Genomic DNA, 18,033 nt, shown 5'->3' with positions numbered 1-18,033 from the left:
TGCGCCGCGGGCTTCGTGCATTGCTACGCTTACAGCGTTGCGCCGCCGACTGCGCGGTTGCACGGGCACAGTTCGTCCGTTTGCAGGCCGTCCAGAATGCGCAGGACTTCTTCCGGGCTGCGGCCGACGTTCAGGTTGTTCACCGACACGTGCTGGATCGTGTTGTCCGGATCGACGATGAACGTTGCACGCAGGGCCACGCCTGCTTCCTTGTCGCGCACGCCGAGCTGGTCGATCAGTTCGCCCTTGACGTCGCCGAACGAGTAATGGTTCAGCTTGTCGAGGTCCTTGTGTTCACGGCGCCATGCGAGCTTGACGAATTCGTTGTCCGAGCTGCCGCCGAGCAGGACGGCGTCGCGCTCTTCGAACTGCTTCGTGAGCTTCGCGAATTCGACGATTTCCGTCGGGCACACGAACGTGAAATCCTTCGGATAGAAGTAGATGATCTTCCACTTGCCCGGGAACGACGCTTCGGTGACGGTCTCGAACGCCGACTGGCCGTTTTCCTCGTGATTATTGAAGCCCGGCTTCGCGGCTACGACGGTGAAAGCTTCGAGTTTATCGCCCACGGTTTTCATGCGGATACTCCTGTGTGAGTTGGGAAGAAGACTGAGTCAAGCTACCTCGGTGCTGCAACGATGATGTGACAGCATGGGGAAAACTATAACACTATTAGTAAGTCGCTTCAATAGATTTTGACTAACGACCCTCATAGCTTTTGTCAACCGGGTCGATAGTGTGACGCGCAAGATGCGTGCGCGGGCGTGTCACGCGGTCGCACGCGCCTTGCCGGCGCCCGGGAATTCCAGCGTGACTTCGAGGCCGGCTTCCGGGTGGCGGTTGCGCAGGCGCAGCGCGCCGCGATAGCGGCCGACGAGGCGCAGCACGATCGCCATCCCGAGGCCCGTGCCGTCCGCCTTGGTGCGCGCGGTGTCGACGCGGTAGAACGGCCGCATCACGAGCGGCAGCTGATCCTCGGGGATGCCGGGGCCCTCGTCGCTCACCGACAGCTCGACGCGCGCATGCGACACGCGCGTCTCGAGCGTGATGCGAGAAATGCCGTCCTGCTTGCTCTGGCCGTACTTGCGCGCGTTCTCGACGAGGTTGCCGATCACGCGCCGCATGTCGGTCTCGTCGGCTTCGATGATCGCGCTCGGCGCGAGTCGCGTGCGGATCTCGACGCCGTCCTCGCCCGACACGCGTGCGGCGACTTCGTGCGCGACCGACGACAGGTCGACGGGCTCGGGCTTGCGCTGCGACGGGCGCGCGTAGTCGATGAAGGCCGCGATGATGCGGTCCATCTGTTCGATGTCGTCGACCATCGCGTCCTTGGTCGCCTGGTCGGACGGGCTCATCTCGGTTTCGAGCCGCAGCCGCGCGAGCGGCGTGCGCAGGTCGTGCGAGATGCCCGCGAGCATCAGCGCGCGATCGGCCTCGAGCTGTTCGAGGTCGCGCACCATCTGGTTGAAGCTGCGGTTGGTGTCGGCCGCGACGCCCATCCCGCGCTCGGGCAGCGGCTCGGGCGCCTGGCCCGAACCGACCTGGCGCGCGGCGAGCGCGAGCCGCGAGAACGGCCGGTTCACGAGGCTTGTGATGAACGCGGAGCCGAACAGCGACAGCGCGAGCGCGAACAGCCCCCAGCCGGCCCACTGCAGGCCCGTGACGTTGTCGAGCTGGTCGCGGTCGAGCGCGACCCAGTAATCGTCGTCGTCGATCTTGAAGCTGATCCACACGCCGGGAATGTCGTTGACCGACTGCGCGATCACGGTATCGTCGCCGAGGCGGCTGCGGATGTCGTGTTCGATCAGGCGGTTCAGCGATTCGTCGGGCTGCAGCTTGAACTTGTCGGTTTTCTCGCGCGGGTACACGCGCACGCCCTCGTTGCTCTCGAGATCCTGCAGCAGCGCGCGCCGCAAGTCGGGATCGGAATAGAGCAGGGCGGTGCGCGTGAGCTTCACGACCGCGACGAGCTGGAGCGCGACGCGCTGCGCACGCGGCTCGCGCTCGATCACGCGAAAGCTCTGGAACCACGCGGCGAGACTGACCGAGATCAGCAGCGCGATCAGCAGGAAGGTGCGCCAGAACAGCCCGCCGAACGCGAGCTGCAAAAGGCGCCGGTCGATACGCATGGGACGGGCCGTGGGCGGGGCGAAACCGGGAAGGAAAAAGCTCAGGCGGCGCCGTCGGGGATGAACACGTAGCCGAGGCCCCAGACGGTCTGGATGAAGCGCGGGCTGCCCGGATCCGGTTCGATCAGCTTGCGCAGGCGCGAGATTTGCACGTCGAGGCTGCGGTCGAACACTTCGTATTCGCGGCCGCGCGCGAGTTCCATCAGCTTTTCACGCGACAGCGGCTGGCGCGGATGACGCGCGAACACCTTCAGCACCGAGAATTCGCCGGTCGTCAGCGGAATTTCCTGGCCGGACTTCGTCAGCGTGCGCGTGGCGAGGTTCAGCGAGAATTCGCCGAACTCGAACACCTCGGTGGTTTCCGACGGCGCGCCCGGCAGTTCGGCCGGCGCCTGGCGGCGCAGCACCGCGTGAATGCGCGCGACCAGTTCGCGCGGATTGAACGGCTTCGGCAGGTAATCGTCGGCGCCCATCTCGAGGCCGACGATGCGATCGACGTCTTCGCCCTTCGCGGTGAGCATGATGATCGGCGTGCGGTCGTTGCTGCCGCGCAGCCGGCGGCAGATCGACAGGCCGTCTTCGCCCGGCAGCATCAGGTCGAGCACGAGCAGGTCGAAGCGCTCGCGTACCCAGAGCTTGTTCATCGCCGTTGCGTTTTCCGCGACGTAGACGTTGAAACCCTGTTCGCCGAGATAGCGGCGCAGCAGATCGCGCAGGCGAGGGTCGTCGTCGACGACGAGAATCTTGGAGGGGTTTTTCGTTTCCATGATCGGCATCTTATCGCGAATGGGAATTGACGCACGGCCGGGGATTTTCGTGCGTTACAGTCGGTTACAAAATTTACCCGTAGTGTCGCGCCGAGTAAAGGCAGGCTATAGAGATTCCTTTACTCGAAGCCGAAATTCGGTAGATACTCCCCTGCACTCCATCTTTCATCTTTGCACACCCGAATTCCGCAGGGTTTTTCAAGTACCAGAGGTAACCGGTTGCCGCGTGACGAAGGGAACAAATCGACCAAAGAAGCGAGGACGGTCATGCGATCTGCCCGGATTGCACTGATGCTGACGATCGCGCTTGCCGGTCCGTATGCGTCGAACTTCGCGTATGCGCAGCGCCCCGAGCAGGGCGCATCGTCGCGCAAGCTGCCGCGCGGCAAAGCGCCGCAACCCGATCGCGCCGCCGATATGACGGTCCGTTCCGCCGTGCCTCCCGATCTCGAACAGCGCCGCCGCGACGGGCACATGACGCCCGAAGAGCGACACCTGTTGCGCCAGCACATCGAAGACGCCGTTCGCGAGCTGTACAAGCGCTGAGGCGTGCCGTCGTTCTCCTTGCGCGGAAATGTCCGCGCGGAAAGAATTCGTAGCACTTTTTCCGTCAACTTTCCGCTGCCGAATGCCGTTGTACGGGCATCCGCACCGCCGGTGCGTTCCCGGAGTCCATGACGATGAAAGCGAACGCTGCCGCACCGGCGCCGTCGCCTGCCATGCAGTCGCCGGTCGATGCCGACGACGCGCTGTTTTTCTTGAGCCGCACCGGTTTCTCTCCCGCGCCCGCCGAGGTCGCGCGCATCGTCGGCATGACGCGCGCGCAGGTCGTGGCCGACACGCTCGGCAATGCGCGACACGAGCCCGTCACGACATGGCCCGACTGGCTCGCCGAGCCGCCGCCGACGCGCGCGCAGCGCCAGGCGCTGACGCCCGACATGCGGCGCGACGAGCAACGCGAGCGCAATCGCCGCTACGACGCGTTGCGGGCGGCCTGGGTCAACGAGATGGTCGCGACGCCGTCGCCGCTGACCGAACGCATGACGCTGTTCTGGCATGGACATTTCACGTCCGGACAGGACAAGGTGCCTTACCCGCAGACGATGGCCGCGCAGAACGCGCTGTTTCGCCGCGAGGCGCTCGGCAACTTCGGCACGCTGCTGCATGCGGTCGCGAAAGATCCGGCGATGCTGCAGTATCTCGACGGCGCGAGCAATCGCAAGGGGCGGCCGAACGAGAATTTCGCGCGCGAGGTGATGGAGCTGTTCACGCTCGGCGAAGGGCACTACACGCAATACGACGTGACGGAAGCCGCGCGCGCGATGACGGGCTGGACGGTCGATCCCGATACGCTGCGCTTCGCGGTGCGGCCCGACTGGCACGATGCCGGCGACAAGACGATTCTCGGCGAAACCGGGCCGTTCGACGGCGACGGTTTTCTCGACATCCTGCTGAAGCGGCCGGGCACCGCGCGCTTTATCGTCGGCAAGCTGTGGCGCGAGTTCGTGTCCGATACGCCGGAGCCGGGCACGCTCGATGCGGTCGCCGAGCGGTTTCGCGCGAGCGGCTACGACATTCGCGCGGCGCTTGCCGCGCTGTGGTCGACCGACGCGTTCTGGGATCCGCGCAACCGCGGCGTGCTCGTCAAGTCGCCAGCGGAGTTCGTCGTCGGCTCGGTGCGGCTGTTCGACATCGCGTACGGCGATCCGCAGAGGCTCGCGGACACCGTGCGCACGCTCGGGCAGAACCTGTTCTATCCGCCGAACGTGAAGGGCTGGCCGGGCGGCGCGCTGTGGATCAACAGCACCACGCTGCTGTCGCGCAAGCAGTTCGTCGAGCAGTTGTTCCGCGCGACCGAGACGGTCGGCATGCGGCCGCCGGCCCGTGCGATCGCGCCGCCGCCGAACGCGCGTGCGCAGGCGATGCCGGTGGTCGACACGGCGTCCGTCGGCGACCTGCGCGGCATGCCGGCGAAGCCGGCGCGCGGCGGCCTGCGTTTCGACCTCGAACGCTGGCTCGCCCAGTATCGTGCACGGCCGCAGGCGATCGCGGGATTGTCGACCGAACTGCAGCTGCAGCACGCGGTGCTGCAGCTTTCGCCGGTCGCGGCGATCGACACCGATTCGACCGGCAGCGCGTATCTCGAGGCGCTGCTGATGGATCCGGCCTATCAACTGAAATGATGCAAACGACGACGAAGCGGGCAGCCGCCGCGGCAAGGACGCCGGGCGGCGAACCAAAGGATGTGCGATGAACCGACGTGATTTTCTGACGCTCGCAGGCGCCGCGGCGGCTGCCGGCGTGTCGATGTGGCAAGCGCCCGCGATGGCGGCTGCCGCGACGCAGGCTGGGCGCAAGCCCGCTACCGGGTATGCGAACGTGCTGATCCTCGTCGAGCTGAAGGGCGGCAACGACGGCCTCAACACGGTGGTGCCGTATGCCGATCCGCTGTATTACCCGCTCCGGCGCAGCATCGGCATCAAGCGAGACCAGGTGCTGCAGCTCGACGCGCAGACGGGGCTGCACCCGTCGCTCGCGCCGCTGATGCCGCTGTGGCGGGACGGTCAGGTCGCGGTCGTGCAGGGTGTCGGCTATCCGCAGCCGAACCTGTCGCATTTTCGTTCCATCGAGATCTGGGACACCGCGTCGCGCTCGGATCAGTACCTGCACGAAGGCTGGCTCACGCGCACGTTCGCGCAGGCGCCCGTGCCACCCGGTTTCGCGGCGGACGGCGTCGTGCTCGGCAGCGCCGAGATGGGGCCGCTGTCGAACGGCGCGCGCGCGATCGCGCTCGTCAATCCCGCGCAGTTCATCCGTGCGGCCCGGCTCGCCGAACCGTCGTCGCTGCGCGAGCAGAACCCGGCGCTCGCGCACATCATCGACGTCGAGAACGACATCGTGAAGGCGGCCGACCGGCTGCGTCCGCGCGGCGGGATGCGCGAATTCAGGACGGCCTTTCCGGCCGGCGCGTTCGGCACGTCGGTCAAGACCGCGATGCAGGTGCTGGCCGCGTGCGAAGCGTCGGGGCCCGGCGCGCAGGACGGTGTCGCGGTGCTGCGCCTGACGCTCAACGGCTTCGACACGCACCAGAATCAGCCGGGGCAGCACGCCGCGCTGCTCAAGCAGTTCGCGGAAGGGATGGGCGCGATGCGCGCGGCATTGATCGAACTCGGGCGCTGGAACGAGACGCTCGTGATGACATATGCGGAATTCGGGCGGCGCGTGCGCGAGAACCAGAGCAACGGCACCGATCATGGCACGGCCGCGCCGCATTTCGTGATGGGCGGCCGCGTGGCGGGCGGTCTGTACGGCGCACCGCCGGCGCTCGGGCGGCTCGACGGCAACGGCAACCTGCCGGTGGCCGTCGATTTCCGCCAGCTTTACGCGACCGTGCTTGGGCCCTGGTGGGGGCTCGATGCGACGCGCGTGCTGCAGCAGCGTTTCGACACGCTGCCGCTGCTGAAGGCGTGATGCGCGCGGCTTAGCGACGGCGCGCCGCGCGCCACGCGATCCACAGCTTGCGGATCGGCGTCAGCGCAATGCGCTGGTGCAGCACCTGGTAGCCGTCGCGCGCGATTTCGTCGAGCAGCGCGCCGGCCAGCGCGAGCTGCGCGCGCAGTGTGCGCTGCGCGCGACGTTCGGCGGCGGGAATCGCCGCATCGGCGGCCGCGAGCGCTTCGCGCGCGCGGGTCGTCTGGAATTGCAGCAATTCGGTGAAGGCCGGGCTGTAGCGGCGATTCAGCAGATCGGCCGCGGTCACGTTGTAGCGCTGGAGTTCGTCGATCGGCAAATAGATGCGGCCGTGGCGCGCGTCGTTGCCGAGCTCCTGCACGAATTGCGCGAGCATCAGCGCGCGGCCGACGTCCGCGGCCCACGGTTGCGGGTCGGCCGGGTTCGGCGAACTGGCGCGCGCAACCAGCGACGCGAACGTGCCGCCGACCTGCGCGACATAGCGCTGCAGGTTCGCGAAATCGAGGTAGCGTGCCTGTTCGAGGTCCATCCCGTAACCGTTGACGAGCGTGCGCAATGCATCGGCCTCGGCGGCGATCGCCGGGTGATGCTGCGCGAGCGCCTTTGTGACCGGGTGCGACGGCTGCCCGTCGACGAGTGCCGCGAGTTCCTTGTGCCACCACGCGAGCTTCGTGTGCCCGACGGTCGGATCGCTGGTTTCCTTGACGGTTTCCTCGAGTTCGCGGCGCAGCGCGAACAGCGCGGTCAGGCGCGGTTGCGTGGCGAGCGGCGCCTGGCGCAGCGCATAGTAGACGCTGGAGCCGGCGGGGGCGGCCTTTTGCTGACAGTAGTCGTCGAAGTTCACGGGCGAAATCGGGTGGGGCGGGTTCGGGGGACGCGCGGCGGCGCGCTGCCGAAACGTCGAGCGCGGCATTCTAGCACCGCGGCACGACGGGCGCCGACGGGGCGAGACAACGCCGAACGGATCGGGTAGAATCTCGCGCTCGCCTGATCGGGCATGCCGGTTTTCGGGCCGGCGTGAAGTCCCGGGCAAGCGCCGGGCGCGTGGAGCACGCATCTTGCGTCCCCCCGCGATCAGGCGACGGAAATGCGCGTGAGTGGCGAAATTGGTAGACGCACCAGGTTTAGGTCCTGACGCCCGCAAGGGTGTGCCGGTTCGAGTCCGGCCTCACGCACCAGAAGTCGAACGCGCCCCGTCACGGGCCGTTCGCGAAAAAGCGCTGCCGGTCGGCTGACCGCAGCGCTTTTTTGTTGATGGCCCTCAGCCGGGATGATGCCGTTCGCGCAGGCACGGTAAATCGGCGACCGGTAACATGGCGTGATGTTTCCACACGCTGGCTGTTCAACGGGGGCCGTCGATGACCAACACCGTACGTACGTCGATCGGCGTTCTCGCGCTGATGCTGGCCATGCCGGCGGTCGCGGCCACGCCTGCCGACAACGTGGCGTGGAGCGCAAGAGCCGAGGCGACCGTCAGGAAGCCGCTGGACTGCCCTGTTTCCACTTCGACTTCTGCGGGGTGGCGGATCGTGGGCGGTGAGCCTCCTTCCGCGGAGTCCGTGCTGAAATCGGTTGGTACGGTGCTGGCTGTGTCTGCACTCAGTGTGGTATCGAGGGGCAGCATGCAACAATCCGTGAACGCATGCCGGCCTGCAAATGGCTCGTAGGTGAGCGCTGCGTCGGTCGCCAATCAAGCGCCGCACGTCGCCCGACCGCGACGCTTCGCCGTTTCCGCCGGACCTATTCCCAGAAGCTGCGGATCGCGACGGCCACGATCACCGGCACCGAGAACACCAGCGGAATCGCGAAATACTGCGCTTCCCGATCGACGACCCAGCTATAGATCACCCACGCCGCACCGATCGCGAACGTGATGAGGCCAACCGTCACGGCGGCGATGTTCAGGGCCAGCTTCGACGGCTGGCGGCGCGTTTTGGCGTTGTCGTTGTTGTCGCGCGGGGACGATTTCATCGGAAGAGTGCGGCCTCGTGCCGGAACAGGGGTAAAGATACAGGAAACCCCATCCGCACCGATCGCGCAAGGGCCGGCGCCAGCCGGCCCCGTCACGTCCGTTCGCGCGTTACAACCCGAAAGACGCGGCCAGTTCGTCGAGCAGGGCGCGCTGGAACGCGACGAACCGCTCGCCCGGCTGCTGCGCGATCGCGAGATCGAGCATCGGATCGGCGACCTCGGTGCGAATGCCGGCCAGTTCCTCGACGATCGCGAGCCCGCAGAACGGTACGTACGCCTCCGAATAGCCGCCTTCGTGAACGATCACGAGCCGCCCGCCGCAATGGCGCTGCGCGGCGTCCTTCACCGCGCGGGTCATGAACCGGTAGCTGTCGGTATGCAGCTGCATGCGCGCGAGCGGATCGACCGCGCTCGCATCGAGGCCGCTCGCGATGACGATCAGCTCGGGGTGAAAACGCGCGAGCGCCGGCAGTACGATCCGCTCGAACGCATAGCGATACGCATCGTCGCCGCTGCCCGCGAGCAGCGGCACGTTCAGGTTCGCGCCGATGCCCGCGCCTTCGCCGCGATCGTCCGCGCCGCTGTAGCCGGGCGGGAAGCAGCGGTCCTGATGCAGCGAGATCGTCAGCGTATCGGGATCGTCGTAGTAGATCGACTGCGTGCCGTTGCCGTGATGCACGTCCCAGTCGATCACCGCGACGCGCTCGATGCCGTGCTTCGCGCGCGCGGCCTCGATCGCGATCGGGATGTTCGCGAGCATGCAGAAGCCCATCGGGCGGTCGCGCAGGCAGTGATGGCCGGGCGGCCGCGACAGCGCGAACGCATTCGCCGCGCGCTCGCCGACGACCGCCTCGACCGCCGCGATCGCGAGACCGGCCGACAGCGCGGCGATCTCGTAGCTGCCCTTGCCGAACGGCGCGAGATCGCCGAGATCGCCGCCGTTCGCGTCGCTCAGCGCGCGGAACGCGTCGAGGTAATGCGCCGGATGGATGCGCAGCAAGTCGGCGGTCGTCGCGGGCTCGGCGCCGCGCAGGTCGAGCTGTGCGGCCAGGCCCGACGCCTGCACGAGCGACAGGAAGCGGCGCTTCGAATCGGGCGATTCCGCGTAGCCCGCGCTCGACGGCGGCTGGACCCAGCCGCCGACCGGGAAGAACAGCGCGTGCGTGCCGCCGGTATGCCAGAAAGTGCGTTCGTCGGTGAAGAAGGCAGTGCGATTCATGGATGCGTGACCTGTCACGGTTGGGAGGAAACGGAAGAACGGCGATCGATGTGGCGCAGCGCGGCGAACGACGCGATCGCGACGGCCGTCGCGGCCGCGAACAGCACGCGCATCGTGCCGCCGGCGTCCAGCATCAGGCCGGCCAGCAGCGGGCCTGCGGCGAGGCCCGCGCCGATCACGAAATTGAGCGTTGCGACGAGGCGACCCGATGCGTCGATCTGCGCGACGGTCGCGAGGATGAACGGCAGCACGAAGGTCCACGCGAACTTGAACGTGAAGATCGCCGCGCTGTAGCCGGCGGTGTCACGCATCGCGGCGAGCGCGACGAGCGACGCCGCGAGCAGTGCGTAGCCGGCCGCCAGCATCGCGCGCCGCGCGAGCCGGCCGCCCGCGCACGACGCGAGCGCCGCGCCGGCGATCCCCATCACGCTCGCGATCGCGAGCACGTTGCCGGTCGACTGCGGATCCAGCCCGGCCTCGGCGGCCGCGCGGCTCGCGAATGTCCACACGCTGCCGATCGCGAGATAGAACGTCAGCACCGCGCCGATGGCGAGCACGACAAAGCGTCGCGGCATGTGCGGCGCGTCGCCGCGCGCGGATGCCGTTCGCGTGCCGAGCGACGACGGAAAGCCGCGCGACAGCGGCGCCGCGAGCAGCGCGAGCGCGGCGAGCGCGACGTACAGCGCGCGCAGCCCGAATGCGGCGAACACGTGCGGCAGCACGAACAGGCCGATCGCGCCCGCGATCAGCTGGCCGACGACCCACAGGCCGTACACGCGGTCGCTGTTTTTGCTCGTCGCCGCGCTCGTCATGCAGAGCACCATCAGCGAGCCGCCACCAAGCGCCGTGACGGCGCGCAGCGCGAGCAGCGCGGCGAAGCCCGGCATCCATAGCGCGGTCAGCAGGTTGCCTGCGCCGAACAGCGCGATGGCGAACGCGGCGACGCGGCGCGCATCGACCCGACCGAGCCACAGGTAGGACGGCACGGTCGCGAGGCTGAACGCGCCGAGTTCGATGAAAAAGTACGTACCGATCTGCGATGCGGACAAGCCGAGCTGCGTCGCCAGCTGACCGGCGACGGCGGGCGCCACGAGGAGCAGCAGCGGCGTGACGGCCGCGAACACGACGAGCGCGACGAGCGTCGAGCGTGCGAATGTCGATGCGCGACCGTCGGGCGAAAGGGCGGCATCCGGGGACAGGGTTTTCATGGCGGGATCTCGTTGGGGGAATCAGAACAGGTGGTACATGCCGACCATCGCGCCGAACTGCGACGCGCCGGCGAGCGGCGTCGGGTCGTATTCGTAGACGGTCTGCGAACTCTGGCCGCTGTTGCGCGCATAGCCGAGGTTCACGTACGCGACGGTGCGTTTGGACAGCGCGTACGTCGTGCTCGCGATGAACAGCGTTGGATGGCCGACCGCCGGCGTGCGCGAATCGGTGTGGTAGATGCCCGCATTCAGGCCGATCCCGTTCGACGTCAGGTAGCGCGCACCGCCCCAGACGATCGTGCGGGCCGCGTCGAGGTCGCCGGTCAGGCGCTCGACGCCCGCATACACGGTGAGCGGCAGCGTCGCGAACGCATAACGCGCGGCGAGCGTGCCGAGTTCGCGACGCCGTGCGGACGCGTCGGCCGCCGCCGATACGTCGCCGTGCGCCTGGTGCAGCACCGCGCTCACCGACAGGCCGTTGCTCGTGTACTGGCCGCCGAGCTCGAGCACGCGTCCGGCACGCGTATTGCCGGCGACGCCCGAGGTCGCGGCGAGCGCCTCGACGTCGAAGCCGGCGAAGGTCGGCGACTGGTATTTGACCGAGTGGTCGATGAAGTTCGCGCTCATCGGTACGAGCACGCCCTGGCCGCTGTACGACGCATACCAGAGCGGGTCGTAGAACAGCGTCTTGTCGAACAGCACACTGAACTGGCGGCCGAGCGTGACGGTGCCGACCGGCCCCGCGATGCCCACGTATGCGCCGCGGAAGAACGCGTAGCCGGGCACGGTCGCGGTGCCGTCGTTGAGGTTGAGGCCCTGTTCGAGCTTGAACAGCGCCCGCCAGCCGCCGCCGAGATCCTCGTGGCCCTTGATCCCGACCTGCGAAGGCAGGATGCCGTAGTTCTGCAACCGCACGGCCGAATGGCGCCCGTCGGCGTGCGTCAGGTATTGCACGCCGGCGTCGAGCGCGCCGTACAGCGTGAGGGTGGACTGCGCGTGCGCGGCGGCGCCGCATGCGGCCAGCGTCGCGGCGGCCGCGGCCGTGCGGATGAAGCGGGGTGTCGTCACGTCGGGTTCTCCATACCGTCCTGCATCGGTTTGTCGTTGGTGTGGTCGCGACGCAGTGTCCGCAGCGGGAAAACCGTCGAACAGTCGTCCAGATGAACGGTGCGGAAAACCCGCGGCGCGCGGCGCGAAGGCCGCGCGATGCCGCCGCGCGCCGTGCTGCGCAGCAGCAACGGGCGGCGCACCGTTCAAATGGATGGGGCAGGCGAGCGTTCCGGCGCCGTGGCCCGCCAAAAAAGCCGCTCGCTATAATCGGCCGGTGTCGTTGCGCACATCAGCAGCCCGAGCGGGCAGGGAGCGGAAAGTGAGGATCACGACGGATATCGGGCAGGATCTCGACGCACTGCGCGACGTGCCGGCCGCCATCGTGCTCGACGAGTTCGCGTGGCCGCCGCGGCCGGCACGTCGCGCCGATTTCGACGGCGTCACGCGCGGCGACGCAGCGCAGCGCGCACTCGGGCTGATGCTGCTCGACCTGTACGCGGTGGCCGCGCAGTCCGCCATCGGCGAATTCGAATACCGGTTCTTTTCGCTACTGCAGGCGCTCATGCCGTTCGATGCCGCGTGGACGGGCGTTGCGACCCATCTGCCGACCGGTCCGGTGATGCACAACAGTTTTTTGTACCGGTTGCCGCACGCGTTCTTCATCGACTGGAAGCGCGTGCGCGATTGCGATCCGCTTGCGCACCGCACGTTGCGCGGCGCGCACGGTCGCGCGGTGCGGCTGTCGGTCGTCGAGCCGGGGCTCGATGCGCGGTTTCGCGACTGGTGCGTGAAGTACGGGCTCGCGCAACTGATGTTCGTGTGTACGCTCGACCGCCGCTTCGGCCTGACGACGTTCGTGTCGATCTACCGTCAGGGCCTGAACCGGCCGTTCAGCGACGACGACGCGTGTCGTTTCGAGGAGGTCATTCCGCATCTCGCGGCCGCGTTGACGATCAATCGGGCCGCGCAGCTCACGCGCGAACGCGAGCGTGCCGACACGGTCGCGCCGGCGGCGCGTGCGCTGTGCGACAACTTCGGGGTGCTGCACCATGCCGATCACGGGTTCGACGACGTGCTGCGCACCGAATGGCCGGCCTGGGCCGGCGCGCGCGTGCCGGAGCCGCTCGTCGCGCACCTGCGGCGCCAGTCGGGCCGGCCGTTCGTCGGCGACGCGCTGCGCATCCAGTGCGTGCCCGTCGCGGGGCTGTTCCAGATCGACGCGCGGCCGCGCTCGCTGCTCGACCGGCTGAGCCCGCGCGAACTCGCGGCGATCCGTTTTTACGGCGCCGGGCGTTCGCACAAGGAAGTCGCGCAGCAGATGGCGATCTCGCCGACGACCGTGCGCCACTACCTGCGCTGCGCGTACCGCAAGCTCGGCATGCACGACAAGAGCCAGATCGCCGGCATGCTCGGCGCGACCGGCGGTGCGACCGACGACGAAGCGGTGGAGGCCGGCGGTCTGCCGCGCTGACGTGTACGAACGTGTGCCGCGCGGAGGGGCACTACGCGGGCTGAATGGTTGTGTACGCAACCATTGAGCGTTATGCTCGTCAGCTCCCAGGAGACGGAATGCCATCATGAACGACACGAATTTGGGGGCGGTGCGCACGGCGGTGGTCGGCGTCGGCGCGATCGGCGGATTGCTCGCGGCCGCGTTGTCGAGAGCCGGCATGACCGTGAGCGCGTACGCACGCGGCGCGACGCTCGATGCGCTGAATACGCACGGCGTGCGCGTGATCGACGAGACGGGCGCAACCTCGTCGGTGCCGGTGCGCGCCAGCGACGACGCGGCGGCGCTCGGCGTGCAGGACTACGTGGTGATCGCGCTGAAGGCACAGGCGCTGCCGGCGCTGGCCGCGCGCATTGCGCCGCTGGTCGGGCCGGACACCGTGATCGTCGCGGCGATGAACGGGCTGCCCTGGTGGTTCACGCACGGGCTCGAAGGGGCGATCGACGGCGTGCCGCTCGATGCGGTCGATCCGGCCGGTGCGGTGTCGGCAGCGTTGCCGCCCGCGCAGGCGATCGGCTGCGTCGTGCACCTGTCGTCGAGTACCGACGCCCCGGGTGTCGTGCGTCGCGGGCGCGGCAACCGGCTGATCGTCGGCACGCCCGATCCGCGGCTCGACATGGCCACCGCGCGGTTCGCCGCGGCGCTCGCGGCTGGCGGTTTCGACGTCGAGTCGACGCGCGCCATCCGGACCGAGATCTGGGCGAAGCTGTGGGGCAACATGAACATGAATCCGCTAAGCGCGCTGACCGGGTCGACGGCCGAGCAATTGCTCGACGATCCGTTCACGCAGGATCTCGCGCTGCGGATGATGGAGGAGGCGGCCGCGATCGGCGCGAGGCTTGGCCTGTCCACCGGGATGAGCGGCCCGGAGCGGATCGCGGTCACGCGCAAGCTCGGCGCGTTCAAGACGTCGATGCTGCAGGATTTCGAGGCGGGGCGCTCGCTGGAGATCGGGCCGATCCTCGGCGTGTTTCCGGAGCTCGGCCGCAAGCTTGGCGTGCCGACCCCGTACTGCGACGCGGTGCTCGGGTTGTTGCGCCAGCGCGCGACGAACAGCGGGTTGTAGTGCGCACGGGGCGGCTGGATTCGCGGCTGCCGGGAACGCGACCACGTGCGTTTCGTGCGATGCCGCCGCATGATGCAAAACGGGCCGCCCGGATCGCGCGTGGCGCGACCCGGGCGGCCCGTCCGATTCGTCGGATCAAACCTGCCGACAGCTCGCCGATCCGGCGAGGCCGGCCGCCTCGCGGCTCAGTCGTCGCGGGCTCAGTCGTCGCGTTCGGTCGCGTGCGTGACGACCTTGTCGAGCAGCCGCTCGAACGTCTGACGTTCGCTGTCGGACAGGCATGCGAGCAAGCCGTCGTTCCATTTGCGCACGATCGGCATGATCTTGCGATGCAGCGCGCGACCGTCCGGGGTCAGCGCGATCAGCACGATCCGGCCATCTTCGTCGCTCGCGCTGCGCTCGAGCAGCCCCTGGCGCAGCAGCGCTTCGGCCGCCCGGCTCGCCTGGCTCTTGTCGAGATTGGTGTGGCGCGCGAGATCCATGATCGAGAACGGGCCGAACGCGCCGACGGCGGCGATCACGCGCGCCTCGGGCAGCGAGATGTCGAGCTTGTGCCGGTACACCTCGCCGATCCCGCGGTCGGAGCGCTTCGTGAGCGCATGGAGGCGATAGGTCAGAAACTGATCGAGCCCGGCTTGACGGCCTTTCATGTCGAATCCTGAAGAAAAAGGGCGGGCCCGATTGTTCCTGTATCGCGCGCTCGGGTCAACGGTCAGTGTGCACCGTACTTCAGGCGTGTCAACTGTTCCGCTTCGTTCGCGAGCAAGTTGGCCGCGTCACGGATCGCGACGTCGAGCGTGATCGGCCCCGGAGCCGGCGAAAAGCAGCCGGAGAAATGCTCGGACAGGCGCGGCAGCGCGGCCGGGTCGACCGCGCCGGACAGCAGCGACGCGCTCACGCCGGCGGCCCGCGCATGCCGGCACGCGATGAACGGCGCCTTGCCGTGCAGCGTCTGCACGTCGGAGCGGCCTTCGCCGGTGATCAGCCAGTCGGCACCGGCCAGTGCGGCGTCGAGCCCCACCTGGCGCGCGACCACTTCCGCGCCGGGCTCGAAGCGTGCGCCGAGCATATGCAGCGCGAAACCGAGGCCGCCCGCGGCGCCCGCACCCGGCAGATCGCGGCCGCGGCGGTCGAGTTCGGCTTCGAGCAGGTCGGCGAAGCGGGCGAGGGCCGCGTCGAGCGTCGCGACCTGGGCGGCTGTCACGCCCTTTTGCGGACCGAACACGGCGGTCGCGCCATGCGCGCCCGTCAGCGGGTTGTCGACGTCGGACATGCCGACGAATTCCGTTTCCTTCAGGCGCGGATCGAGCCCCGATGCGTCGATGCGCGCGATGTCGGCGAGCCGCGACGGCACCGGCTCGACCGGCTGGCCGCCGGCGTCGAAGCACTGCAGGCCGAGGCCCGCGAGCAGCCCGGCGCCCGCGTCGTTGGTGCTGCTGCCGCCGAGCGCGACGAAGAAGCGGCGCACGCCGTCGTCGAGCAGCGTGCGGATTGCCTCGCCCATCCCGCGCGTGCTGCGCGCGTCGACCGGCACGCTCATGCCGACCGGGTCCGTGATGCCGACGATCTCGGCCGTCTCGACGATCGCGGTGCGCGCATCGATCACGCCGACCGCCGCATCGCGCGCCGCCAGCGACGCGCCGGCCACCCGCAGCGTGCGCCGCGTGCCGCCGCCCGCCAGCATCGCGTCGAGCGTGCCTTCGCCGCCGTCGGCCATCGGGCAGCAGCGCACCACGGCGTCGGGCCGGGCGCGGCGGATGCCGGTGGCGATCGCGTCCGCGACCTGCTCGGCGGAAAGCGAGCCTTTGAACGAATCGGGCGCGATGACGACGACAGGCGCGGACGGGTGTTGCGGCATGGTGTCTCCGGAAGGCGTGATTGGTGTGAAGAATGAATGGTCGGGCCACGAGGGTGGCGCACACGCTATTGGAGCTTACAGGATGGCGGGCCGCGGGTGGATACGCCGTTCGGCATAGCGGCGATCCGCGTGCATGGGCCGTGCAACGGGCCGTCGACGGCGCGGGCCGCATGCGTGTCGCACCGATCTGGCGGTATGAGGAAAATTGTTTGCTAGAATAGTCGATTCTTCCGGCCAAAGCCGTGCTCCGAGCCGCTTGCGCTAGCCATCCGGCGCGTGCAGGGATGGCGTGGCGCTCCGGCGCGGCATGCGAGTGCGACGCACCGCATGCTGCAGGCAGGCACGGCAAGGAAAACCCGATTCGCTCGAATAATTTTAGGACGATTGAAGCCATGGCTAACGTTGTTGAGAACCTCGGCAAGCTTGAACGCCGTGTGACGATTTCTTTGCCGAAAGACACCGTGCAGAAGGAAATCGACGCCCGCATCCAGAAACTCGCGAAGAACGTTCGCATGCCGGGTTTCCGCCCGGGCAAGGTGCCGCTGAAGATGGTCGCGCAACAGTACGCGGGTCAGGTCGAGGCGGAAGTGCTGAGCGACAAGATCGGCCAGGAATTCTTCACGATCAGCCGCGCGGAAAACCTGCGCGTCGCCGGCCAGCCGAGCTTCGAGCCGAAGCAGGAACAGGCCGAGGATGCATATGCGTTCGACGCGACGTTCGAGGTTTACCCGGAAGTGAAGATCGGCGATCTGGCGACGGCTGAAGTCGAGCGCTCGACCACGTCGATCGGCGACGCCGAAATCGACCGCACGCTGGACATCCTGCGCAAGCAGCGCGTGCACTTCCACGCACGTGGCGAAGCCGGCGAGCACGGCGACGGCGGCGCGGACACCGCAGCGAAGAACGGCGACCGCGTGACGGTCGACTTCGTCGGCAAGATCGACGACGTCGCGTTCCAGGGCGGCACGGCCGAAGATTTCCCGTTCGTGCTCGGCGAAGGCCGCATGCTGCCGGAATTCGAAACGGCGGCGCTCGGCCTGAAGGTCGGCGAACAGCGTACGTTCGACCTCAAGTTCCCGGACGACTACCACGGCAAGGACGTCGCCGGCAAAACGGCGCAGTTCACGGTCACGATGAAGAAGATCGAATGGCCGCACCTGCCGGAAATCGACGCGGAATTCGCGAAGTCGCTCGGTATCGAAGACGGCGACCTCACGAAGATGCGCGCCGAGATCAAGGAAAACCTCGAGCGTGAAGCGAAGCGTCGCACGCAGTCGATCGTCAAGAACCAGGTGATGGACGCGCTGCTGAAGATTTCCGAACTCGACGTGCCGAAGGCGCTGATCGAGCAGGATCAGCAACGTCTCGTCGAAATGGCTCGCCAGGATCTGGCGCAGCGCGGCGTGCCGAACGCGAAGGACGCGCCGATCCCGGCCGAAATGTTCGCCGAGCAGGCCGAGCGTCGCGTGAAGCTGGGCCTCGTGCTGGCCGAACTCGTGAAGGCGAACGGCCTCGAGGCGAAGCCGGAACAGATCCGCGCGGAAGTCGACGAGTTCGCGAAGAGCTACGAAGACCCGAAGGAAGTGGTCCGCTGGTATTATTCCAACCAGCAGCGCCTCGCCGAGATGGAAGCGTTCGTCGTTGAAAGCAACGTCGTCGATTTCGTGCTGGGCAAGGCAAAGGTGACGGACAAGGAAGTGAGCTTCGAGGCACTCGCGAGCGCATCGGCGCAAGCGTAAGTGTTGCTCTAGCGGCGTGCCGGCTGTCGGAGCGACGGCCCGCAC

The 18,033-nt window shown here is 68.0% G+C and carries 18 protein-coding genes and 1 tRNA gene; 7 read left to right on the top strand and 12 right to left on the bottom strand.

The window, feature by feature from the left end:
• Window positions 1-29: 29 nt before the first annotated feature.
• The 3 genes from CFB49_RS10670 to ompR all read right to left on the bottom strand — a co-directional run bounded on the left by CFB49_RS10670 (window position 30) and on the right by ompR (window position 2,905).
• On the bottom strand, window positions 30-578 hold the full coding sequence (locus tag CFB49_RS10670; protein WP_006478563.1) for a peroxiredoxin: 549 nt from the start codon (window positions 576-578) through the stop codon (window positions 30-32).
• 189 nt (window positions 579-767) lie between these two features.
• The gene (locus tag CFB49_RS10665) at window positions 768-2,129 is read right to left on the bottom strand and encodes an ATP-binding protein (RefSeq protein ID WP_050013296.1); all 1,362 of its coding nucleotides are present in this window, start codon (window positions 2,127-2,129) and stop codon (window positions 768-770) included.
• Between the two features lie 41 nt (window positions 2,130-2,170).
• Window positions 2,171-2,905 carry an osmolarity response regulator transcription factor OmpR gene (gene ompR, locus CFB49_RS10660; protein WP_006478565.1) on the bottom strand — a complete coding sequence of 245 codons (735 nt, stop codon included), beginning with the start codon at window positions 2,903-2,905 and terminating at the stop codon, window positions 2,171-2,173.
• Between the two features lie 258 nt (window positions 2,906-3,163).
• Here ompR and CFB49_RS10650 point away from each other — a divergent pair, with 258 nt between their 5' ends.
• The 3 genes from CFB49_RS10650 (at window position 3,164) to CFB49_RS10640 (ending at window position 6,367) form a co-directional block, all read left to right on the top strand.
• Window positions 3,164-3,442 carry a hypothetical protein gene (locus CFB49_RS10650; RefSeq protein ID WP_006478566.1) on the top strand — a complete coding sequence of 93 codons (279 nt, stop codon included), beginning with the start codon at window positions 3,164-3,166 and terminating at the stop codon, window positions 3,440-3,442.
• Between the two features lie 134 nt (window positions 3,443-3,576).
• Window positions 3,577-5,079: a DUF1800 domain-containing protein gene (locus tag CFB49_RS10645; protein ID WP_089435363.1), complete on the top strand. Its 1,503-nt coding sequence runs from the start codon at window positions 3,577-3,579 to the stop codon at window positions 5,077-5,079.
• A gap of 67 nt (window positions 5,080-5,146) precedes the next feature.
• Window positions 5,147-6,367 (top strand): DUF1501 domain-containing protein, encoded by a 1,221-nt coding sequence (locus CFB49_RS10640; RefSeq protein ID WP_069617615.1) that lies wholly within the window; start codon window positions 5,147-5,149, stop codon window positions 6,365-6,367.
• A gap of 10 nt (window positions 6,368-6,377) precedes the next feature.
• Here CFB49_RS10640 and hpnD read toward each other — a convergent pair whose 3' ends face one another.
• On the bottom strand, window positions 6,378-7,211 hold the full coding sequence (hpnD, locus tag CFB49_RS10635) for a presqualene diphosphate synthase HpnD (protein ID WP_089491300.1): 834 nt from the start codon (window positions 7,209-7,211) through the stop codon (window positions 6,378-6,380).
• Between the two features lie 247 nt (window positions 7,212-7,458).
• Here hpnD and CFB49_RS10630 point away from each other — a divergent pair.
• A tRNA-Leu gene (locus CFB49_RS10630) sits at window positions 7,459-7,545 on the top strand.
• Between the two features lie 164 nt (window positions 7,546-7,709).
• Here CFB49_RS10630 and CFB49_RS36290 read toward each other — a convergent pair.
• The 6 genes from CFB49_RS36290 to CFB49_RS10600 all read right to left on the bottom strand — a co-directional run bounded on the left by CFB49_RS36290 (window position 7,710) and on the right by CFB49_RS10600 (window position 12,003).
• A complete protein-coding gene (locus CFB49_RS36290; RefSeq protein WP_179234885.1) occupies window positions 7,710-7,991 on the bottom strand; it encodes a hypothetical protein in 282 nt (93 codons plus the stop codon).
• 116 nt (window positions 7,992-8,107) lie between these two features.
• Window positions 8,108-8,338, bottom strand: coding sequence for a hypothetical protein (locus CFB49_RS10620; protein ID WP_006487995.1), 231 nt, complete (start codon window positions 8,336-8,338; stop codon window positions 8,108-8,110).
• Between the two features lie 109 nt (window positions 8,339-8,447).
• Window positions 8,448-9,557: a class II histone deacetylase gene (locus CFB49_RS10615; RefSeq protein ID WP_089491298.1), complete on the bottom strand. Its 1,110-nt coding sequence runs from the start codon at window positions 9,555-9,557 to the stop codon at window positions 8,448-8,450.
• 14 nt (window positions 9,558-9,571) lie between these two features.
• Entirely contained in the window at window positions 9,572-10,765 is a 1,194-nt protein-coding gene (locus CFB49_RS10610; RefSeq protein ID WP_089435174.1) for an MFS transporter, read from the bottom strand.
• A gap of 21 nt (window positions 10,766-10,786) precedes the next feature.
• Window positions 10,787-11,833, bottom strand: a complete 1,047-nt coding sequence (locus CFB49_RS10605) for a porin (protein ID WP_089435173.1) — start codon at window positions 11,831-11,833, stop codon at window positions 10,787-10,789.
• Complete coding sequence (locus tag CFB49_RS10600) at window positions 11,830-12,003, bottom strand: hypothetical protein (RefSeq protein ID WP_249190494.1); 174 nt, start codon at window positions 12,001-12,003, stop codon at window positions 11,830-11,832. Before CFB49_RS10600 ends, CFB49_RS10605 begins: the two co-directional genes overlap by 4 nt.
• 131 nt (window positions 12,004-12,134) lie before the next feature.
• Here CFB49_RS10600 and CFB49_RS10595 point away from each other — a divergent pair, with 131 nt between their 5' ends.
• Complete coding sequence (locus CFB49_RS10595) at window positions 12,135-13,286, top strand: helix-turn-helix transcriptional regulator (protein WP_069617770.1); 1,152 nt, start codon at window positions 12,135-12,137, stop codon at window positions 13,284-13,286.
• A 106-nt stretch (window positions 13,287-13,392) separates the two neighbouring features.
• Complete coding sequence (locus tag CFB49_RS10590; RefSeq protein ID WP_089435171.1) at window positions 13,393-14,391, top strand: 2-dehydropantoate 2-reductase; 999 nt, start codon at window positions 13,393-13,395, stop codon at window positions 14,389-14,391.
• Between the two features lie 200 nt (window positions 14,392-14,591).
• Here the strand turns inward: CFB49_RS10590 and CFB49_RS10585 are convergent, their stop codons facing one another.
• Both CFB49_RS10585 and CFB49_RS10580 read right to left on the bottom strand, forming a co-directional pair.
• Window positions 14,592-15,041: a MarR family winged helix-turn-helix transcriptional regulator gene (locus CFB49_RS10585; RefSeq protein ID WP_069617772.1), complete on the bottom strand. Its 450-nt coding sequence runs from the start codon at window positions 15,039-15,041 to the stop codon at window positions 14,592-14,594.
• 62 nt (window positions 15,042-15,103) lie between these two features.
• The gene (locus CFB49_RS10580; protein WP_089491297.1) at window positions 15,104-16,249 is read right to left on the bottom strand and encodes a glycerate kinase; all 1,146 of its coding nucleotides are present in this window, start codon (window positions 16,247-16,249) and stop codon (window positions 15,104-15,106) included.
• A gap of 392 nt (window positions 16,250-16,641) precedes the next feature.
• Here CFB49_RS10580 and tig point away from each other — a divergent pair, with 392 nt between their 5' ends.
• Window positions 16,642-17,988, top strand: coding sequence for a trigger factor (gene tig / locus CFB49_RS10575; RefSeq protein ID WP_069617774.1), 1,347 nt, complete (start codon window positions 16,642-16,644; stop codon window positions 17,986-17,988).
• Window positions 17,989-18,033 lie beyond the last annotated feature (45 nt).

Source organism: Burkholderia sp. AU17457 (assembly GCF_002223255.1).
GTDB lineage: Bacteria > Pseudomonadota > Gammaproteobacteria > Burkholderiales > Burkholderiaceae > Burkholderia > Burkholderia sola.
The sequence above is the reverse complement of the archived record's forward strand: the minus strand, read 5'-3'. Positions and strand labels throughout refer to the sequence as shown.